19 protein-coding genes are annotated in these 19081 nt (G+C 67.4%); 10 read left to right on the top strand and 9 right to left on the bottom strand.

The genetic code is table 11. From position 1 onward, the window contains the following. The first annotated feature begins 66 nt into the window (after positions 1-66). Positions 67-1074 (top strand): GlxA family transcriptional regulator, encoded by a 1008-nt coding sequence (locus tag A7U43_RS03670; protein WP_067991260.1) that lies wholly within the window; start codon positions 67-69, stop codon positions 1072-1074. Here A7U43_RS03670 and A7U43_RS03665 read toward each other — a convergent pair. From A7U43_RS03665 to A7U43_RS03655, 3 genes are read right to left on the bottom strand one after another with little or no spacing between them, the layout of a single operon-like run. Further along, positions 1024-2064, bottom strand: coding sequence for a GlxA family transcriptional regulator (locus A7U43_RS03665; RefSeq protein ID WP_067991258.1), 1041 nt, complete (start codon positions 2062-2064; stop codon positions 1024-1026). The two genes, A7U43_RS03670 and A7U43_RS03665, sit on opposite strands and share 51 nt — an antisense overlap. A gap of 17 nt (positions 2065-2081) precedes the next feature. After that, a complete protein-coding gene (locus A7U43_RS03660) occupies positions 2082-3404 on the bottom strand; it encodes a ClC family H(+)/Cl(-) exchange transporter (protein WP_067991256.1) in 1323 nt (440 codons plus the stop codon). A 34-nt stretch (positions 3405-3438) separates the two neighbouring features. Continuing rightward, positions 3439-4881: a phospholipase D-like domain-containing protein gene (locus A7U43_RS03655; protein ID WP_067991254.1), complete on the bottom strand. Its 1443-nt coding sequence runs from the start codon at positions 4879-4881 to the stop codon at positions 3439-3441. Between the two features lie 116 nt (positions 4882-4997). Between A7U43_RS03655 and A7U43_RS03650 the strand changes: the two genes are divergently transcribed. Continuing rightward, positions 4998-5600 (top strand): TetR/AcrR family transcriptional regulator, encoded by a 603-nt coding sequence (locus tag A7U43_RS03650; RefSeq protein WP_231963525.1) that lies wholly within the window; start codon positions 4998-5000, stop codon positions 5598-5600. Here A7U43_RS03650 and A7U43_RS03645 read toward each other — a convergent pair. Both A7U43_RS03645 and A7U43_RS03640 read right to left on the bottom strand, forming a co-directional pair. Then, the gene (locus A7U43_RS03645; RefSeq protein ID WP_082902362.1) at positions 5584-6630 is read right to left on the bottom strand and encodes a glycoside hydrolase family 6 protein; all 1047 of its coding nucleotides are present in this window, start codon (positions 6628-6630) and stop codon (positions 5584-5586) included. The two genes, A7U43_RS03650 and A7U43_RS03645, sit on opposite strands and share 17 nt — an antisense overlap. A gap of 75 nt (positions 6631-6705) precedes the next feature. Beyond that, positions 6706-7383, bottom strand: a complete 678-nt coding sequence (locus tag A7U43_RS03640) for a TetR/AcrR family transcriptional regulator C-terminal domain-containing protein (RefSeq protein WP_067991247.1) — start codon at positions 7381-7383, stop codon at positions 6706-6708. A 77-nt stretch (positions 7384-7460) separates the two neighbouring features. On the opposite strand from A7U43_RS03640, the gene A7U43_RS03635 reads away from it, so the two are divergent. Together A7U43_RS03635 and A7U43_RS03630 are read left to right on the top strand one after the other, a co-directional pair. Beyond that, positions 7461-8495: an NAD(P)H-dependent amine dehydrogenase family protein gene (locus A7U43_RS03635; RefSeq protein WP_067991246.1), complete on the top strand. Its 1035-nt coding sequence runs from the start codon at positions 7461-7463 to the stop codon at positions 8493-8495. A 451-nt stretch (positions 8496-8946) separates the two neighbouring features. Then, positions 8947-10080: a cellulase family glycosylhydrolase gene (locus tag A7U43_RS03630; protein WP_067991245.1), complete on the top strand. Its 1134-nt coding sequence runs from the start codon at positions 8947-8949 to the stop codon at positions 10078-10080. Here the strand turns inward: A7U43_RS03630 and A7U43_RS03625 are convergent. Further along, entirely contained in the window at positions 10055-11482 is a 1428-nt protein-coding gene (locus A7U43_RS03625) for an MFS transporter (RefSeq protein WP_231963524.1), read from the bottom strand. The two genes, A7U43_RS03630 and A7U43_RS03625, sit on opposite strands and share 26 nt — an antisense overlap. 113 nt (positions 11483-11595) lie before the next feature. Between A7U43_RS03625 and A7U43_RS03620 the strand changes: the two genes are divergently transcribed. Further along, positions 11596-12198 (top strand): TetR family transcriptional regulator, encoded by a 603-nt coding sequence (locus A7U43_RS03620; RefSeq protein ID WP_197499959.1) that lies wholly within the window; start codon positions 11596-11598, stop codon positions 12196-12198. A 29-nt stretch (positions 12199-12227) separates the two neighbouring features. Here the strand turns inward: A7U43_RS03620 and A7U43_RS03615 are convergent, their stop codons facing one another. Further along, positions 12228-12818, bottom strand: a complete 591-nt coding sequence (locus A7U43_RS03615) for a TetR/AcrR family transcriptional regulator (RefSeq protein ID WP_067991239.1) — start codon at positions 12816-12818, stop codon at positions 12228-12230. A gap of 75 nt (positions 12819-12893) precedes the next feature. Between A7U43_RS03615 and A7U43_RS03610 the strand changes: the two genes are divergently transcribed. The 3 genes from A7U43_RS03610 (at position 12894) to A7U43_RS03600 (ending at position 15290) form a co-directional block, all read left to right on the top strand. Then, complete coding sequence (locus A7U43_RS03610) at positions 12894-13763, top strand: alpha/beta fold hydrolase (protein WP_067991236.1); 870 nt, start codon at positions 12894-12896, stop codon at positions 13761-13763. Positions 13764-13775: 12 nt separating this feature from the next. After that, positions 13776-14168 carry a hypothetical protein gene (locus A7U43_RS03605; RefSeq protein WP_067991232.1) on the top strand — a complete coding sequence of 131 codons (393 nt, stop codon included), beginning with the start codon at positions 13776-13778 and terminating at the stop codon, positions 14166-14168. A gap of 90 nt (positions 14169-14258) precedes the next feature. Beyond that, on the top strand, positions 14259-15290 hold the full coding sequence (locus A7U43_RS03600; RefSeq protein WP_067991231.1) for a fused (3R)-hydroxyacyl-ACP dehydratase subunits HadA/HadB: 1032 nt from the start codon (positions 14259-14261) through the stop codon (positions 15288-15290). A gap of 10 nt (positions 15291-15300) precedes the next feature. Here the strand turns inward: A7U43_RS03600 and A7U43_RS03595 are convergent, their stop codons facing one another. Further along, complete coding sequence (locus A7U43_RS03595) at positions 15301-17655, bottom strand: hypothetical protein (RefSeq protein ID WP_067991230.1); 2355 nt, start codon at positions 17653-17655, stop codon at positions 15301-15303. A 353-nt stretch (positions 17656-18008) separates the two neighbouring features. Between A7U43_RS03595 and A7U43_RS03590 the strand changes: the two genes are divergently transcribed. After that, a complete protein-coding gene (locus A7U43_RS03590) occupies positions 18009-18386 on the top strand; it encodes a heme-binding protein (protein ID WP_067991220.1) in 378 nt (125 codons plus the stop codon). Positions 18387-18422: 36 nt separating this feature from the next. Further along, positions 18423-18692: a hypothetical protein gene (locus A7U43_RS03585; RefSeq protein WP_197499958.1), complete on the top strand. Its 270-nt coding sequence runs from the start codon at positions 18423-18425 to the stop codon at positions 18690-18692. An 82-nt stretch (positions 18693-18774) separates the two neighbouring features. On the opposite strand, the gene A7U43_RS03580 is transcribed toward A7U43_RS03585, so the two are convergent. Next, positions 18775-18984, bottom strand: a complete 210-nt coding sequence (locus tag A7U43_RS03580; RefSeq protein ID WP_231963523.1) for a hypothetical protein — start codon at positions 18982-18984, stop codon at positions 18775-18777. Between the last annotated feature and the right edge of the window lie 97 nt (positions 18985-19081).

The following is a 19081-nucleotide window of genomic DNA, read 5'->3' as shown; positions in this document are numbered from 1 at the left end:
GGACAGGAGCCGCGAAAATCCGGACATCGGCGCACGCCGGTGCGACGGTGCTCGCACGCTTGGTACATGTGTCACTACGCCGAACGCCGATCGCGGCGCATCGCGATGCTGATGGCCGACGGTGTCCGCACCTTGGATGTCACCGGCCCACTGGAGGTGTTCGATGCGGCCCGCGCGCTGGGCCACGACTATTCGGTGGCCCTCTACGGCTGCGGGAGTTCCTCGACCGTGCGCTGTTCATCAGGTCTGGCTCTGGCCGCCACCCCGGCCTCGGCGCTAACTGATGCGGTTGACACGGTCATCGTGTTCGGTGGTGAAAGCCTTGTCCACGAGGGTGTTCCGCGAGACCTTGAACAGGTCATCGCGGCCAAGGTATCGCGCGCACGGCGGATCGCCGCGATCGGCACCGGGACGTTCGCCCTGGGCGCGGCCGGCCTGCTCGACGGCCGGCGCGCCACCACCCATTGGCGACACCTGGAGGCGTTCGCCACCCGTCATCCGACCGCCATCGTCGACCGCGAGTCGGTGTACAGCCGCGACGGTGATATCTGGACGTCGGCAGGTTCGGCGGCCGGTATCGACCTGGCTCTCGCCTTGGTGGCAGACGATCACGGACCCGAGGTCGCCCACGAGATCACCAAAGAACTGGTGGTCCTCAGCAGGCGAATGGAAGGTCATCCGCAGATCTCGGCAGCCGCCCGGACACCGCGGCCCAAACATGCCGGACTGCAACGGTTGATGGCGACGATAGGCGTCGATCCGGCCGGCCATTACGAGCTGGATACCGTTGCCGCCCAGATCGGTTTGAGTCCGCGGCACCTGGCTCGACTGTTCAAGGCACAGGTCGGGATGACGCTACGGCAGTATGTGCACGAGGTGCGGCTGGAGAATGCCGTGGGCCTGGTGCTGGCTGGTGAGTCGTTCCACGCCGCGGCACGGCGCAGCGGGCTGCGATACGGTGCCCGCATCCGCGATCACCTGGAGGCCCACCGGGTGGTTGCGGAGCCGATTCCCAATTCTCCGCTACTGGTCGATCCCGGTGGTGCGGAAGCGGTTACGGTATACGCCGGGTGATACACCCAGGTTGCGCCGGAACGTCCGTCGCATGGTGTCGGTGGTCCCGAACCCGGCGCGCCGGGCAATGGTGTCCTGGCTCTGATCGCCGGTTGCCAGTAGCACTTTGGCGGCCTCCAGCCGGGCCTGTTCGACGAATCGCGCCGGTGTCATCCCGATCTGCTCGTGGAACATCCGGGCGAGGTGGCGCTCGCTCACGGCCGCCTTGATCGCCATGGATGCAATGGAGTGGTCCGCGCCGGGATCGCCGATCACCGAGTCGACGATATCGCGCAGGCCACCCGAAACCGGTAGCGCCGATTCCGCCCACACGCTGAATTGTGCTTGGCCACCGGGGCGTTGGAGGAAGACCACCATCCAGCGTGCCACCCTGCGTGCGACGGCCGGACCGTAGTCGCTTTCGACCAGCGCCAGCGCCAGGTCTATCCCGGCGGTGATGCCGGCTCCCGTGATAAACGGTCCATCCTGGACGAACAGTGAGTCCGGGTCCACCCGGACATGGGGATAACGGCGCGCCAGTGTCTGGCAGTGCGCCCAATGAGTGGTCGCGCGCCGCCCCTCCAGCAGCCCGAGGGCGGCCAGCACGAAGGCGCCGGTGCACACCGAAGCCACCCGACGGGCCCGGGGCGCGAGCCGGCGCACCATTTCCAGCGCGTCCGGCACCGTATCCGGTGTCGGCTCTTCCGGAATGTCGTGCAGGCCCGGAGTGAATGCGAAATCCGCCGGGACACCGCCGGGCACCAGCAATGTGTCGATCGTTGCGGGCACATCGGCCAGCGCCAGGTTCACGTCCAGCCGTGCGTAAGCCGTCGTCCCCACCGACTCGCCGTTCGGCGAGGCCAGCAGAACGTGGTAGTTCGCCCCGAAGTCGTTGGCGCGGGCGAAGATTTCCAAGGGCGCTGCGACGTCCTGCAGAGTCACCTTGTTGTACAGGGCGAACACGACGGTCCGTGCTGGAGCCCTCTCCCGGCTGGGTTCGTCGTCGGCCACGTGTCGCTGGTGCCCTTTCACTGACCCCCGCGGTTTCGGCGCTCGTCCGAATATAGCGTGTCCCTGTTTCCGTCAGGTTGCATCCGCTCACGCAGGCTGTCATAGATGGGCGGCGATTTCAGCAGTTCGGCGGTCAGCACCGCTGCCGCGGTGGCGGCCAGCATCGGCACGGCCAGCGCGGTGATCCCCGTCATCTCGATCACCAGCACCACCGCCGTCAGCGGTGCGCGCACGACCGCACCGAAGAACGCCGCCATCCCGACGATCGCCATCGGCACGGCAAGCGAGTGACCGTCGTTGGGCCACAGGAGATTCAGCACACCGACGAACAGCACCCCCCACAGTGCCCCGACGGCCAGCAGCGGAGCGAACAGCCCGCCGGGAACCGCGGCCGCGTAGGACAACGGCCCCGCGAACACGCGGACCGCCAAATACCCCAGCGCCAACGGCAACGCCAACGCCCCGCCTCCGACGATCAACTGGGTCAGGGCATCGCCCCCACCGACGGCATGCGGATCCACAAAGGCCATCAACCCGACGATGGCGCCGATGATCGAGGCCTTGGCAACCGCTGGGATCCTGGGCACCGCTGCGACGGCGTCGAGCATGCTCAGAACGAGTCGGCTGTAGAACGCACCGAGGCATCCGGTGATCAGACCGAACACGACGAACACCGGGATCCACACCGTCGACAGCGGCGCGACCGGATCGACCAGGAAGTCCGGCCGATCGCCGAGGATCAGCCGGGCACAGGCCACCGCGGTCGCGGTGGCGCACAGCGTCGCCAGCACCGTTTTGAGCCGTACGGATTTGGTCGCCTCTTCGATGGTGAACAGCGCCCCGCCGATCGGCGCGTTGAACGCCACCGCCAGCCCGGCACCACCGAGGGCCGTCTGCATCATGCGGACGTCGGGATCGGACAGACCGCCATACCGCGCCGCCTGCGCTCCGATCGCCGCCCCCATGTGCACCGTCGGGCCTTCCCTGCCCAGCACCAAGCCCGAGCCGATGGCCAGCACACCACCGACGAACTTGGCCGGCAGCAGCAGGAGCCCGGGCGGACGCGCCGCGCCGCGGTAGACGGCCTCGACATGTTGGATGCCGCTGCCCGCCGCCAGCGGCATCCAGCGGACCACCAGGGCCGCCAGCGTCGCTCCGGCGGCGGCCACCGCGATCGGGACCAGCCAGCCGGGCCCCGGTAGGTGGTGCGACCAGTCGACCAGCTCGACCCGCCCGCGGTCAGCGAGCTGCAGGCACCACCGAAAGGCGCCGCCGACGAAGCCGATCACGATGCCGGCCAGGACCGCGACGGTGCAGATCCAGACGGTGCCCGACTTCACCCCGTGTTCCTCGACGGGAGACGACCGCGCGGCGTCATTGCCACCCGGCCAGCTCGTTGAGTAGCCGGCGCACGCTGCCGGTCAGCGAACTCGGCACATGATCGGGATCCATCAGGTCATTCTCCGCCAGCGGACCCGCTTCGTCGGCCACAACGTCGGCCGTCATCGGTTCGAGCGTGCGGCCGTCACCGCGCAGTGTCTCCACCGCCGTCAGGAATGACCCGTTGTCGGGCACCGCGGCGTAGAAGTCCGCGACTGGAACACCGAGGTGCTCACTGATCAGTACCCGCCGGATCTGCGCGATGAGCTCGCGTCCGGCGTCGGAATCGGCCTCGATGGCGACGTCACATTCGCTGTCGAAGCCCATGGACCGGTTGTTGAGGTTCGACGATCCGATCCGGAGCAGGCGGTCGTCGACCACGATGACCTTGGAGTGGACGTAGATCGGTGTCCCGTTCCCGGTCACCGGCCAGTAGATGCCCAGGTGACCGTGGGTGTCGGCCGACCACAATTCGGCGATCAGCGCGCTGCGGGCGCTGTCCATCGACTGGATCTCCAGTGCGCTTTCCGAGCGGCGCGGCAGGATGATGACGATTTCCGGGCCGCCACGCTCACCCAGACGCCGGATCAGCGCCTCGACCAGCGTGCGCGAAGCAAGGTACTGATTCTCCAGATAGATGGTGTGTTCGGCGGCTTCGATGGCCGCCAGGTTCAGCGCCTCCACCTCACGCACCTCGTCGTTTTCCGGGAGCGCGGGAAGGGTGCGGGCGATCCCCACCTCGACGTCGCGCAGCTGCGGTTCCAGTCCGCGCGGCCACGGCGAGTGCGCGACATCCAGTGCGGGCATGTTCTGCCCGGTGGCCGCTCGCCAGCGATCCCTCGCCAACTCGCCGAGCGCACCGGCAGCGGCGCCGTCCATCGCGGTGGCGACCTCGTGCCGAGGACCGTAGGCGGTGCGTAGCGGGTTGTCATCGAGGTGATCCGAGGTGTCCCAGCGCCCGATGGTCAGATCGATGCCGCCACAGAACGCGACCGCGTCATCGATGACGATGATCTTCTGGTGATGGACCGCCCCGGCGGGGTGCGCACCGTCGACCGCGAAGCGGATTCTCCTGCCGCTGAAGCGATTCAAGAGCGAGACCGGCGTGATTCCGTACCACAGATCGTCGAACAGCGGCAGCAGCCGCAGGTTGGATTTCAGCACGTAGATCTGCAGCCCGGCGCGCTTCCACAGCAACCAGTAGAGAAACGCCCCCAGTTGGTTGGGCCCGGGCAGCGTGGTCTGGCCCTGTTCGAACGTGGTGCCCGCGTCGAAGTCCCATCCGACGAGGATGATCCGGCGCTGGGCGCGCAACATCGCCGCCTTGACATGCCGCAGGTAGTCCGCGCCGTCGATGATGACGGCGAAACGGTCCGCGGTGGGCACCTGCCAGCAGGTTCGGCCCGCGACCAGTATCCGGTCCGCCGTGCTCGCCATTTCACCTCGCCCCGCTTGCACGCCCTGTCACTTAGTGACACAGTGATGGCATCACCCGCCAGGAGGTTCGCACCATCGCCAGCCAGGATATCCGCGGCGCCACCAAGACGAAGCAGTTGCAGGCCCGCCTCGAGGTATCACGGCACGCCTGCGCGCTGTTCTGGGAGCGTGGCGTCTCGGCCACCAGCGGGGACGATATCGCCGCCGCGGCAGGGCTTTCCACCCGGACGATCTGGCGGTACTTCCGGACCAAGGAGAGCTGCGTCGAGCCGGTGCTGTCCCTGTCGGCGCAGCGTTTCATCGCCCAGGCCCGGCGCTGGCCGGCAGAACTCTCGCTGGCTGAGCACATGGAGGCGGATATGGTCGCGCATCCACTCACCGACGCGGAGCTTGCCGACGAGGTCAGCGCGCTTCGCATCGCCACCATGTCGGGCGAGGAACCCGCGCTGCGGACGGCCTATCTGATGGTGCACGACGAGATGGAGCGCCTGTTCGTACCGGTGGTCGCCCAGCGACTGGGGTTGCCGGAGGGTGATCTGACCGCACGGCTCTGCGCGGCGGCGGTGGTCGGCGCGTTCCGGGTCATCGACGAGGATGTCGGCCGGCGGGTCATCGTCGACAAGGAGACGGTCAGCCAGCAGGAAGCCCTCGCGCTGATCGACCGCGCCGTGCGCGATGCCACCAACGGACGGTTCGGCGGACCTACTTCCCCGCGTTGAGCGCCAGATCGATCGCGTACTGGTTGACGAACGTGCCCGCGCCGGGCTCGCCGCGCCCGCACGACCCGTCGGACTCACCGACGCGTTTGACCCACAGGAACGCATCGACGTTCGGATTTCCGGTGGCCGTCGTCGGCGGCACACCCAGCGCCCGGCCCTTGGGGTTGCACCACGCGGTGTCGCTGTCGCTTTCGGGACCGAGGCCGTTGCGTGAGGTGTCGATGACGTAGTGCGAGCCACCGGTCATGGCGGAGATGGCATCGCCGTAGCCCATCTGCTCTTCGGTGGTGTAGTAGTTCGTGGTGTTCAGGGCGAACCCCTGCGCGCGGGCGATGCCGACATCGTTGAGCATCGCGGCCATCTTGTCCGCACTCACCCAGCGCGAGTGCCCGGCGTCGATGTACACCGCGGCGGCCGGGTCGCGGGTCAGGGTGTCGACCGCGTAGCGGATCAGGTCGAAGCGTTCGGCACGCTGGTCGGCGGTCAGACAGTCGGCCATCGCCAGCGCATCGGGCTCCAGGATGATCGCCGCGGGCGCGCCGCCCAGACCAGCCGAGATGGCGTCGATCCAAGCCCGGTAACCGTCGGCGGAGCCGAAGCCGCCGGCGGCGTAGCTGTAGCAGTCGCGATGCGGCAGCGCATAGATCGACAGCACCGGTGTGGCGCCGGCGGCCTGGGCGGCGCCGACGAGCTTGCTCACCGTGCCCCCGACGCTGGACGCCGGGAACGCCTGATCCAGCCAGTAGGCCTGCGGTGTGTTGGCGACGTACTCGAGTTGTGGGCTCGGCGCGCTCTGCGCGGCCCGCATCGCCTTGGAGATCGGGTCGACGTAGAAGGGCTTACCGATCAGCGGGTTGGCCTCACTGGCCAACTGGATCCGCGGGGCCGGAACCGGGGACGCAACGCCTGCGACGACGGCCGCGACGGCGAGGAAGGGGGCCAGCCACCGCGCGGCGGTGCCAGCAACGGAAGACTTCACCCTAGGAAAGTTAGTGCGCCTCAATGTGCAACGCCAATCGCGAAACGGCAGGTCACCGCCCCGAAATGTGCTGGGCAAACACCTTTCGAGCGGCCGGTCACCGGGTCATGGCCAGCCAGCAACACCTCAGCCTTTGCGGTCGAGCCGTAGTCGCAACCCGTCGATCACCACGTCGAGACTGAAGTCGAAATCATCGGCGGTGCCCGCGACGGCGCGGTCGGCGATGACCTCTCCGAGCAGCGCGAACTGACCGGCCGGCGCGTCAGCGAGGATCCGGGTCACCTCGGAGGTGTGCTGACTCCTGGACTGATCTCCGCCCAAGAGATCGCGCGCGGCGGTGTAGGCCACCCCGGACACCAGCGACAGGATGTGCCCGCCCTCGGCGACGGTGAAGCCGGCCGCCGTCAGCGCTCCCAGCACCCGTTCGGCCAGCGCCAGGCTGTATGTCCCGCGCAGCTGGACATGCGTGGCGGTCGCCTGCAGGTGCACGACGCCCCGGTGCACGGCCTTGCCGTAGGCACGCAGCACGTCGGCCCACGCGGCGTCGTCGGGTAGCACGAAGTCCCGCAGCTCCGCTTCGAACAGGTCGGTCACGATCAGCTCGAGCAGCCCGACGCGGTCACCGACGTAGTAGTTCAGCGAGCTGCGGTCCACGCCGAGGGCGTCCGCGACCGCCTGCATGGTCAGATCCTGTGGCGCGATGGCCCGGGCCGCCTCCACGATGCGGGCCCGGTCGATACGGGGCGGGCGTCCGCGCCGACGACGCAGCGCTCCCGCTGACTCTTTCGGACCGCCCGTCGCCATTTCACGAACATAGCGGCTGTTGCCATGTTAATTTTCCACGAACGTGAAAAATATTGCTCGAACAGAGGGGCTCGGCCGTGCGCGTCATCCAGTGGACCACCGGAAAGGTCGGAAAGCTAAGCCTGCGTGGCATTCTCGACGATCCCCGCCTTGAGCTCGCCGGCGTGTATGCCTACTCCGAGCAGAAGGCCGGTGTCGACGCCGGCCAGTTGTGCGGCCGTCCGGACACCGGGATCGCCGCCACCACCGACATCGACGCGCTGATCGCCCTGGGCGCCGACGCCGTGCTCTACACCCCGTTCATGGCCGACCTCGACCACGTCGTGAAGCTATTGGAGAGCGGCCTCAACGTCCTGAGCACCAACCTGTTCCTCAATGTCGGCGGCGTCGCGGGCCAGACCCGCGAGGCGCTCGCGGCCGCATGCGCGCGCGGCAACAGCTCGCTCTACATCACCGGGATCCATCCGGGCTGGGCCAACTCGATCACCACAGCCCTCACCGCGGTCTGCCGCGATGTGCAGTCGATAACGATCGTCGAGGCGGCGGACGTCTCGGTGTACGAATCGGTCGAGACGTGGGAGATGCTCGGTATCTCCAAGCGCGAGGCCTCCCCGGATGTCATCGAGATCGCCAAGCTCGGCATGATCAGCTTCCGCGACTCGGTCGAACGGATGGGCGTCGCACTGGGTTTCGACGAGTTCGACAGCATCGACTTCGATATCGAGTTCGCCACCGCCGCCGAAACCGTCGACCTCGGCTGGATGCGCATCGAGAAAGACACCATCGCCGCACTGCGCGGCGGATGGAGCGCGACCCTGGGCGGCAAGACCATTCTGCGCACTGCCGTCGTCTGGCACCTGACCACGAAGCTCAATGCCGACTGGGACCTGGACAAGGACCACTACAACATCGTGATCCACGGGGAACCCGAAGTGCGCACCCGGATCCGGTTCGTGGCGCCCGAGTCGTGGGGCAACCACGAGTGGGACACCATGACCGCGATGCCTGCGGTCAATGCCGTCATCGATGTCGTCGGCGCGCCCGCCGGCATCCTCACCCTCAAAGATGTCGGACTCACCTGCGCGCCGGCAAAGGCCTGGCTCGGCAGCTGAGTCCTGCCCCGCCGCGGTCTCGGAAAGCACTCGGGGCCATCACATTTGGATGACGTTTCCGCGCCCCACCGGATCGCCATCCGGGCCATTTTCCGCACCGTCCATCCGGCTCGCGCAACAACGGCGCGGGTGGCACGCGCCGTTACCCGCGGCCACCTGCGCACATTTTTACCCTCCGGCAAATTCCTTGCGGAAGGAACGTTTACGGGGGCAAACAATGTGGCCGCCGCCCGAACGGGCACACCGACGCCGCCGCCAGCGACCCCGGAGGTGTTTGCTGCGACCGGCCTGCTGCGGCACGGCGTTGCCGGCTCACCCCCGGGCGAGCACGGCGTAGCAACGCCGATTCCGGGCAGTGTCTTGGCGAATCTTGCCGTGCGGCAACGCCGTTCCCGTGCCTACATTGAGCGCGTCACATGTTGCTCAGCATCGGACCGCCAGAAAGGCCGTGATGTCCGCCCCCTTGTCACGCATCCTCGCCCGCTGGGCGCGGGCCGGCGCGGCCATCGCGGCCGCGCTGTGTGTGCTGTCCGCGCAGCTTCTCTTTCCGCTGACGGTGCCGGCGGTGGCCGCCCCGCCCACATCCATCAACACGTCGTCGGCGTCCTTGGGGATGGCCGAATCGAATCTGTACTTCATGACCGTCGACGAATTGGCCACGGCCATGCAGGCCTTCGAAGAGATGGGGGTGCGGCAGATCCGGATCTTCCTGCCCTGGCGGGCCATCGAGGCGTCCAGGGGTGCGCCCAACTGGACGATCGCCGACCGGATCCTGGACGCCGCCGCCGACAAGGGCATCGCCGTCGTCGGCGCCGTCACCAGCACCCCGATCTGGGCCTCACGCAACGGATTCTGGCTGCCCAACGCGGCACCCGACGACCCGGGGACCTACGCCGACTTCATGGCCCGACTGGCCCAGCGCTACGGATCCGGCAGCGCACGACCCCGGATCGCGGCCTACGAGATATGGAACGAGCCCAACGCCAATATCGGTTGGTCTCCGCAGCCGAACGTCGCGGGGTACACCGCATTGCTCAAAGCGGCCTACACCGCCATCAAGGCCGTGGAACCCACCGCGACGGTGGTCGGCGGCGTGTTGGGCGCCGGTCTCACGTTCGGGACCTGGACGATCAATCCGGTCACCTATCTGACCCAGATGTACGCGTCCGGTGCCCAGGGATATTTCGACGCGTTGTCGTTCCACCCCTACAACTCGTCCAGCAGTTTCTCGGCGGGCGCGCCGTACGCCAACACCCCTTACCGGCAGCTGCTGTCGCTGCGCCAGCTGATGGCCGGCGCGGGTGACGGCGAGAAGAAGATCTGGACAACGGAATACGGCATACCGACCTCATCGGTCAGCGGGGCGACCCAGGCCGCCTGGATCACCGATTTCGCCACCACCTGGTCCACCCTGGATGGGGTCGGCCCGATGTTCATCTACTCACTGGTCGATCGGCCGAACGAGACACCGTGGGGAGTGTTCGACCGGAATTGGGTCGCCAAACCAGCGGTGGAGGCGATCCGGGCCTGGATCGCCGCACACCCACCCGGCGGGGAGGTCATCTCAAAGGCGAACGGGGGATGAAGACGGCGATGACGGTGCACAGCGCCGCGGCACCGAGACCGAACAGGAACGCCGCGTGGAATCCGTCGGTGCTCGGAACGGGCATTCCACCCACCTGCACCGTGGATCGGGTCAGCACCGCGGCGATGACCGCCGCCGCGGTGGCCGTTCCCAGCGATCGCATCAGCGTGTTGAGACCGTTGGCGGCCCCGGTCTCCGAGGCCGGAACGGCCCGCATGATCAGCGTGGGCATCGCGGCGTAACCGAGTCCGATGCCGATCCCGATCAGGATGTTGATGACCAGGATGTGCCCGGCGCGCAATTCGGACAGCAACGCCACGACATAGCCGCTTCCCATGATCGCGGCACCGGCGATCAACAGCGGTTTGGGTCCCCATCGTCGTTCCAGCCGACCGGCCACCGGCGACATCACCAGCATCGCCAAACCCGCGGGCATCAGGAACAGGCTGGCTTGCAGCAGCGGCATGCCCAGTCCGCCTGCCGCGCTGGGAAGTTCGAGCAGCTGCGGAAAGGCGATCTGCGATGAGAACAGCGCGAACCCCATCGCGATCGAGGCCAGGTTGGTCAAGAGCACCGGACCACGGGCGCTGACCCGCAGATCGACCAGCGGCTCACGGCGGCGCAATTCCAGCCAGCCCCATGCCAACAGCACCACGGTGCCGCCGACCAGGAAACCCAGCGTGCGGGTCGACGTCCACCCCCAGTCGTTGCCCCGCGAGATCGCCAGCAGGACACCCGACAAGCCGACGGCCAGGCCGGCGATGCCGGCCTTGTCCACGCGGCCGCCGACGCGCAGCGCGCTCTCCGGCACGAAGCTGGCCATCAAGGCGAACGCGGTGGCGCCCAGGCCCGCCGCCACCCAGAACAGCACGTGCCAGTCGAAATGCTCACTGACGAGGGCACTGACCGGCAGTCCGAGCGCGCCGCCGACGCCCAGCGTCGCGCTGACCAAGGCGATGGCCGAGCCCAGGCGGTCCGCCGGAAGAGTGTCGCGAAGGATGGCGATGCCCAATGGGATGACCCCCATCCCCACCCCCTGCAGGCCGCGTCCGATGATCAGCGGCAGCACCGTCGGCGACAACGCGGCCACCGCGGAACCGAGCATCAACACCGCGAGCAGGATCAGCGCGACACGGCGTTTGCCGTACATGTCGCCCAACTTGCCGGAGATCGGGGTGCAGATCGCGGCCACCAGCAACGTGATGGTGATGACCCACGCCGTGTTCGAGGCGGACGTGTTCAGCAGCTGCGGCAGTTCACCCTGGATGGGGATGAGGATGGTCTGGGTGAACGCGGCACACATGCCGGCGAAGGCCAGCACCGACACCACGGCGCCGGTGTGCACACGACGCTCCGATGGGCCGGCCGACCGATCGAGCGCCGTCCGGGTTTCGACTGTCATCAACCACCCTTCGTCTGTTCTCGCCCACCGTACCGGCCAATGAGACTCAGTATCAAAATGAAGTCGATGTATCGCTTCTGACACCCAGAGTCGCATTCGGCTATCCTGAGGCGATGGCGGTAGGAGTACGTGAGCGGGCACGACTCGCATTGCGCACCGAGATCGCCCAGGCCATGAGCGATCTGTTCGCCGCGCGCGGCTTCGACGCGGTGACCGTTGAGGAGGCCGCCGGCCAGGTCGGCATCTCGCGGGCCACGTTCTTCCGGTACTTCGGGTCCAAGGAAGACGCCGTTCTGGCCGCCGTCGAGGCATCGTCGATCGACTATGCGGCACACCTGCAGAGCCTGCCCCCACTCGATGGCGAAACCCCCTGGCAGCTGTTGCTGCGCGCCTTCAAGGACGCCATCGCCGAGCAGGGCGAACACTCCGACCTGGAACGCTCCCGCGCGCTGATGATCAACTCCACCGTGTCGCTGCGCACCCGGATGGCGCAGCGGCGTTTCGCTCTCGAGGATGCGCTGACCCCGGTTCTGGCGGGACGCATGGACGCACCGGAGGCCGCCCGCGCGGTCGTCACCACCGCGCTTGCCGGGCTCGATCTCGCGTGGCGGCGCTGGGCCGCCGGCGACGAGCCGACTGTCGCCCGCTCGCTGGATCGCGTCTTCGAGCACCTTGACACGGCGAATTCGCCTTTGACGATCGCACCGCGCACCTAGGTCTTCACCGCGGGCACGCGTCGGTGCTGCTACCCCGTGGCGGCGCCATCGGCGATGATCGCCGACACGGCGGCCTGCACGCCGCGTCCGGCGATCACGATCGGTTCCACCGAGCGCAGCGTGCGACACAGCACGAAGGCCCCTTCCAGCGCGGTCAGGGTGATCACGGCGAGCTGCCGGCACTGTTCCTCGGTGATGTCGAGCTGCCCGAACCATGCCGCGAGCCCGGCCAGCCAACTTTCAAAGACCGCCGCGGATTCCTGGCGCAGCGCCTCATTCGTGCTGGCCACTTCCAGGGCGATGGTCTCGATCGAGCAGGCCTCGCGATAGTCCTGCGACGCCATCAGCGCGCCGGCATTCTCGAAGAGTTGCGGGATGCCGGTGGCGGGGTCGGTGCCGGCCAACTGCGCTCCCACAAACGCGCCGTACCGGACCCCTTCGCATCGGATCACCTCGGCGGTGATCGCTTCCTTGCCCCCGGGGAAGTGGTGATAGATCGACCCGAAGGGCGCCCTGGCCGCCGCGGAGATCTGTTTGAGGCCGGTGGCCGCCATCCCCTGATGCCGGTAGAGCTCGGCCGTCGCGTCCAGGATCCGATCCCGGGTGCCGGGCTCCGCCATGACAGGTCCTCCTTGCGCGTGTGCGAACCTCAGCATATCGTTAGCCCCAATAGAACGATCTATCTAGGAGGTCGGATGCTCACCGTCGACGTACCCGCGGGGCGCATCTCCTACGAGGACACCGGCGGCGACGGGCCCGTCCTGGTGTTCGGCCACGGCCTGCTGATGGACGGCAGTCAGTGGCGCAAGGTCATCCCGCAGCTATCCGGATACCGGTGCATCACACCGACATTGCCGATGGGGGCCCACACCGAGCCGATGCGCCCGGACGCCGACCTGACCGAGCAGGGGGTCGCCGGGATTCTGGCCGACTTCCTGGACGCACTCGACCTGGAGGACGTCACCCTGGTACTCAACGACTGGGGCGGCGGTCAATTCATGATCGCCGACGGCAGAGACGCGCGGCTGGGCCGGCTGGTGCTGGCGTCGTGCACCGCGTTCGACAACTACCCACCCAAGCCTGCCCGCCCGGCCGCCCTGCTGTGCCGGCTGCCCGGCGGCGGATGGGTGATCACCAAACTGCTGGGCACCCGGTTCTTTCGGCACAGCAATCGCGCCTACGGGGCGCTGACCAAGTACGGGCTTCCCGATGCCTTGTTCGACACCTGGTTCGCCCCCGCCGCCGAGAATCGTGCGGTGCGTCGCGATCTGGTCAAGTTCGTCACCGGCGCGCCGTCCCGGCGCCGGCTGCTCGAGCTGTCCGAGCGGATGCGCGGCTTCACCCGACCGGTGCTGGTCATCTGGGCACGCGAGGACCGGATGATGCCGTTGGCGCACGCCGACCGGCTGGTCGAGCTGTACCCCGACGCCACCAAGGTGATCGTCGAGGATTCGTGGACGCTGATCCCGGAGGACCAACCGGAGGCCATGGTCCGGGCGCTGCGGGAGTTCGTGGGGTCGTTCGGCAGCGATCCGAGTTTGGGACCGGTAGCCACTCGGCCGTAGTCGACTTGCGCCATGAACTCCACCCCGCACAGCATCAAGCGCACCGCGGCCGCCGCCCTGTTGGCCGGCACCGCCGCACTGACCGGCCTGGTTCTCACACCGGCCACCGCCCACGCCGAACCGGGCCGCGCGACCGGGCCCTTCACCTGGTGTCCGGGCCAGCACCAGGGCTTTGCGGGGTCCGGTCCCGGCCGCCCCAACTGGGACTGGAACACCTGCCACACCTACTGGTGGGTGTACGGGGAGCCGGGCGGCAACGTGGCCGAATCCGTCTGGGAAGGCGCCCTGCCGCCGGCGGAGATCCCGCTGGAGAATCTGACGCGACCGCCGTTCAACTGCGGGCTGTTCTTCTGCCAGGACCCCGGCGGGCGCTACACCGTCGACCCGCGCATTCCGGCACCCTAGGGCCGTCGCCGTTTTTTGCTGCAGAGCACAGCGCGTTAATCTGCTGTATCGGCCTCAGCCAACGAGCAGACAGAAGAGTTGAGCACAGTCATGACCGCAGCAGCAGAAACGTCGACACTCGAAGATCGGGTCGGCCACTGGTACCAGATGGAAGACACCTACCTGGTGGGACGCGAGAAGATCCGCGAGTTCGCTCGGGCCGTGCAGGACAAGCACCCCGCCCACTGGAACATCGCTGCCGCGCAGAAGCTCGGCTACACCGGCCTGGTGGCCCCGCTGACGTTCACGTCGGCGCCGGCCATGGCGTGTAACCAGCGGATGTTCGAGCAGGTGGTGGTCGGCTACGACATGTACCTGCAGACCGAAGAGGTCTTCGAGCAGCACCGCCCGATCGTCGAGGGTGACGAACTGACCATCGACGTCGAACTGACCTCGGTGCGCAGGATCGCCGGGCGGGATCTGATCACCGTCACCAACACCTTCACCGACACCGCCGGCGAAGTGGTGCACACCCTGCACACCACCGTCGTCGGCGTCGGCAGTGACGACGTCGACCCGGCGATCCGCCCGGCGGTGGCGGGCGTGATGATGCACGGCATCAACATGCTCGGCGCCGAGGACACCGGCACGGGCTACCAGAAGACGGTCCGGCCGGAGGTGGCCCAGCGCATCGCGGACGCCGGCGCAACGCGCACCCCCGCGTCGCCCTCGTTCGACGGGCTGAACGTCGGAGACGAGCTACCGGTGCACCACACCCGGCTCTCCCGCGGGGATCTGGTGAACTATGCCGGGGTGGCCGGTGATGCCAACCCGCTGCATTGGGACGACAACGTCGCCAAGCTGGCCGGGCAGGAAGACGTCTTGGCGCACGGCATGCTGACGATGGGCCTGGGCGCGAGCTTCGGCACGTCCTGGACCGACGACCCGGGATCGGTGACCCGCTACGCGGTGCGGCTGTCGCAGCCCGCGATCGTTCCCGCCGACGGCGGAGCGGATATCGAGTACAGCGGCCGCATCAAGTCGCTGGATCCCGAGACCCGCTCCGGCGTCGTCATCGTCGGCGCGAAATCGCAGGGCCGCAAGATTTTCGGTCTCGCGACGTTGACCGTCCGGTTCAGCTGACCCGGCCCGGTCACCACACCGACACAGTCAGCGCGCCGGCGGAGCTGTTCACCCCGTCGGTGTCGGTGGCCACGATCAGGATGGTGCGGGTTGTCCACCCGCCCTGGGTGGCGGTGAAGGTGACGGCTTCCAGTGCGTCCTCGTACTGTTGCTTCGTCGCGACGCCGGACAGTGTCAGCGTTCTGGTCCCGGCGTCGTAAGTCGCCGTGATCGGGTTGCCGGGCAGGCCGGCAAAGCTCAGCGTGTCCCCGGACTTGCCGAAGGTTGTGACACTTATCGTGACCTTCTGCAGATGACTGGAATCGGCGTCGACGATGCTGACCGAGGCGACCGGCTTCACCGGCGATTCGCCGATGGTGTACGAACGGCCACCGATCGGAGTCACCAACGGCACGTAGCGGGTCGGTGACGAAACACCCAGTGTCACAAAGCCCGGCGCGATATTCGCGATTCCGTGTTCGTCGACCGCCGCGATGGACAGTCCGCGTACCAGTGCGGCCCCCTGGGTGGCGGTGAACGTCACCGCCTTGAGCGCCTCCTCATACTGCGCGAGTGTGCCGGCTCCGCTCAACGTCAGCGTGAAATCCGCCGCGTTCCAGGTGGCGGTGATTGGATTGCCCTGTGGGGCAACGTAGTCCAGCACATCACCGCTCTGGGCGAAGGTCACGATCTTGACGGTCAACTTGGAGAGTCTGCCTGAATCACCGTCGACGATATCGACCGCGGATACGATCTCGGCCGGGCTGCCGCCGATGGTGAATCCGCCGCCGGCGATCGGGGTGACCAAGGGCGGCAAGGTCGGAGCGGGCCAGACGCCGACGGTGACGAACCCGGGCGCGATGTTGTCCACATCGTCTTCGTCGGTGGCCGAGATGGACAGACCGCGCACCAGAAGTGCTCCCTGGGTGGCCGAGAAGGTCACCGCCTTGATCGCCTCCTCGTACTGTGCAAGCGTTCCCGACCCGGACAGGGTGAGGGTGAGAGTCTCGGGATCCCATGAGCCGACGACCGGGTTGTCCGCGGGTGCGGTGTAGGCCAGCGCATCCCCGACCTGAGCCAGCGTGGCGATCTTGATGACGACGCGCTTCAACCCGACGGAGTCGCCGTCGACGATGTCGACAGTGGACACGATGTGCGCCGGTTCGCCACCGATGGTGTGACCGCCGCCGGCGATCGGGGTGACCAGCGGGGGCGCCTGGTAGACCGGGTCGACCGTGACCGGGATGGAGACGGTCAGATTGTCGGCCTGCGCGATCCCGAGGAAGCGGGTCACGGTTTCCACCAGGGTCTGGATCTGACCGAGCACACCGGGAAGGTGCTCGGTGTCATCGTGGATGACGATCTTGAAGCTGTCGACGAGAGGCTGCCCGGTGACCAGCGCCCACGGTGTGTAGACGAACTTCCCGCTGATCAGATCCCGGTAGACCCAACCCTTTTCGGGCTGGATGATCTCGTAGCTGAGGACATCGCCGTTGGGGTCGGTGGCATTCAGATCGATGTAGACCTGACCCAGCACATTCTGTTCGTAGACGATCGGTCCGGCGACCGGCGTCCTGTTGACAAAGGTGTGGCTGATCTGACGCGCGACCCAGGCCATCATGGTGTTCACCAGGACATCGAGCGGGTTCGGCGGGGTGGCCGACTGGGTGCCGAGCGCGGCGCTGGCCGCCGTCATCTTCGGCGTCACGGTGCCGACGGCCGGCTTGGCATCCTCGATGGCCGGCGCCGGCGCCACCTCGATCACCGGAGTCTGCTCAGGTGCCTCGTCGGTATCGGTCACCACCGGCGCGACGGATTCGGCCGACAGTTCCGGTGCCGCCTGCAGCGCGACGGTGACGGCCTTCTGGACCTCGAGGGGCTTGTCGATCTGGATGCGGGGCCGATCCTTACGCCCCTCGGTGGTGTCGGTCGGCTCTTCGGCGACCGCCTCGGCGGGGTCCTGCACCGGCTCCGGCGTACCGGGTTCGGCGAGTTCGGGCTCCTCGACTGTCTCGTCGGCCTTTTCGGTGACACTCGGCTTGGTGGCCGTCCTGGGGCCGCGCTTGCGGTTGACGCCGGGGCGATCGGTCGAGTCGTTCGATGCTGCCGACGACTCACCACCCGATGTCGTCCCGGTGTCCGCGTAGGCCGGCTGCGCGGCGCTGGCGATCGCGAAGCCGACGCCGAGTGAGACCGCGAGTGCACCGACGCGGCCGACGTGCAGGGCGTAGTTCCCGGGACTGCGGATGCCGGCATCCTTGCGCGCGTGGCGCCCCGGCTTGCCGGCACCGGCCGACGTCAGCAGATCGCTGGCCGGCCACCCCTGATGGGCGTCGCGGGGCTCTCCCCCGCGGGTGACACGATGGCGGGCGGGAGCTGCGCGCATGGGGGTTCTCTCCATCGTTGGTGTTCATGCCCGGGCGGCCGAGCGTTGATTTCTCCCACTTGGGAACAACGAGACCCTAAGGTAATTACGCTCCTCGCGTAGCGATATTGACGGACGCATTTCCGATTTCAAGCACACAGCTAATGCAGCATTCCGGATAACCCTTGTTAGGTGCGCTATTGCCCCAGTGTTCGCAAATAGACATATGCGTAAAAGTTGTTTGTTGTCCGAACTGTGCTAGACGCGTACGGCTGCGAGCCGGGTCTCAGCAGTCTGTGCGCAAGCCGAGAATCTCCTGTCGGAATCTGGTTAGCTTTGCAGGTCAGGACCACCAATCAGAAGGAGCCGATCACATGTCGCTCAACGTCCGTCGCACGGTCGCCGGAATCCTGGGAGCCGGCGCATTCACCGGAGCGACGCTTTTCGCCGCCATCCCCACCGCTTTCGCCGAGCCGGTGCCGCCACCGAACTGCACCGCCGCCGACCTGGCCGGCGTGGCCTCCGGCGTCTCCGCGGCCACCTCGGCCTATCTTTTCACCCACCCCGAGGTGAACACCTTCTTCACCAGCCTGCACGGCCTGCCGCACAGTGAGATGGAGGCGAAGGTCAACGAGTACTTCGAGGCCAATCCGCAGACCGGCGCCGAGCTCAAGGGCATTCGGAAGCCGCTGCAGGACATTCGACTTCGCTGCGGTGACACCGACGGCGATGGCGATGTCGACATTCTCTGACCCGCGGCACTCCGACCACTCCGCTTCACCCATCCAATGAAAGGGACCCTTGTGATCAAGTCACGCTGGACCGCCGCCGCACTTCTCGCTGCCGCCGGCGCCGCCGGTGCCATCGTCGCCGCGCCGATGGCGTCGGCCGAACCCACCAACTGCACCAACACCGGAAACATCGTGTCCGGCACGAGCAACGTCTGCACGAGCCCGGGCAACGCACAGATCACCAGCTCGCCCGGCCAGCTCGGTGAGAGCCAGTGGGGCATGTGGCCGTGGGGCTACGGCGGCTACGGCGGCATCGGCATCCTGTAGCCGACCGCATCCGCAACGACGAAGGGCGCCCACGGTGTGGGCGCCCTTCGCGATTGTCGGGGATGTCGTGGCTCCCCGGGAATCAGTTGCGTACGGATGTGTCCACGTGCGGCACGTGCACCCGCGGGACCAGCTGGTCCAGCCAGGGGTAATTGCTGTCGTTGTCGTAGATGTCGTACACGCCCGCGCCATTGCCGAGCGCAGTGACGTCCTGCAGGGTCACCGCGGCCTGCGCCGGTGCGGCGAAGCCGACCACGGCAGCCGTGAACGCCCCGGCGACCAGTCCTGCCATCGTGAAGTTCATCATCGCTCTCGCCTCTTGCCTCTTGCCTCTGTCGGGGGCAATCGCCCGGCGACATGCGATGTAACGGGCACTGCGGGGGATTGAT

Origin of the sequence: Mycobacterium adipatum, from assembly GCF_001644575.1 — a bacterium.
GTDB lineage: Bacteria > Actinomycetota > Actinomycetes > Mycobacteriales > Mycobacteriaceae > Mycobacterium > Mycobacterium adipatum.
This window is presented reverse-complemented; position numbering and strand designations above follow the sequence as displayed.

Coding starts and splice junctions, on each gene's coding strand:
- A7U43_RS03670 (WP_067991260.1), top strand. CDS start 67: ATGTGTCACTACGCCGAACGCCGATCGCGGCGCATCGCGATGCTGATG.
- A7U43_RS03655 (WP_067991254.1), bottom strand. CDS start 4,881: ATGGCGAGCACGGCGGACCGGATACTGGTCGCGGGCCGAACCTGCTGG.
- A7U43_RS03640 (WP_067991247.1), bottom strand. CDS start 7,383: ATGGCGACGGGCGGTCCGAAAGAGTCAGCGGGAGCGCTGCGTCGTCGG.
- A7U43_RS03630 (WP_067991245.1), top strand. CDS start 8,947: ATGTCCGCCCCCTTGTCACGCATCCTCGCCCGCTGGGCGCGGGCCGGC.
- A7U43_RS03625 (WP_231963524.1), bottom strand. CDS start 11,482: ATGACAGTCGAAACCCGGACGGCGCTCGATCGGTCGGCCGGCCCATCG.
- A7U43_RS03620 (WP_197499959.1), top strand. CDS start 11,596: ATGGCGGTAGGAGTACGTGAGCGGGCACGACTCGCATTGCGCACCGAG.
- A7U43_RS03615 (WP_067991239.1), bottom strand. CDS start 12,818: ATGGCGGAGCCCGGCACCCGGGATCGGATCCTGGACGCGACGGCCGAG.
- A7U43_RS03610 (WP_067991236.1), top strand. CDS start 12,894: ATGCTCACCGTCGACGTACCCGCGGGGCGCATCTCCTACGAGGACACC.
- A7U43_RS03605 (WP_067991232.1), top strand. CDS start 13,776: ATGAACTCCACCCCGCACAGCATCAAGCGCACCGCGGCCGCCGCCCTG.
- A7U43_RS03600 (WP_067991231.1), top strand. CDS start 14,259: ATGACCGCAGCAGCAGAAACGTCGACACTCGAAGATCGGGTCGGCCAC.
- A7U43_RS03595 (WP_067991230.1), bottom strand. CDS start 17,655: ATGCGCGCAGCTCCCGCCCGCCATCGTGTCACCCGCGGGGGAGAGCCC.
- A7U43_RS03590 (WP_067991220.1), top strand. CDS start 18,009: ATGTCGCTCAACGTCCGTCGCACGGTCGCCGGAATCCTGGGAGCCGGC.
- A7U43_RS03585 (WP_197499958.1), top strand. CDS start 18,423: ATGAAAGGGACCCTTGTGATCAAGTCACGCTGGACCGCCGCCGCACTT.
- A7U43_RS03580 (WP_231963523.1), bottom strand. CDS start 18,984: ATGGCAGGACTGGTCGCCGGGGCGTTCACGGCTGCCGTGGTCGGCTTC.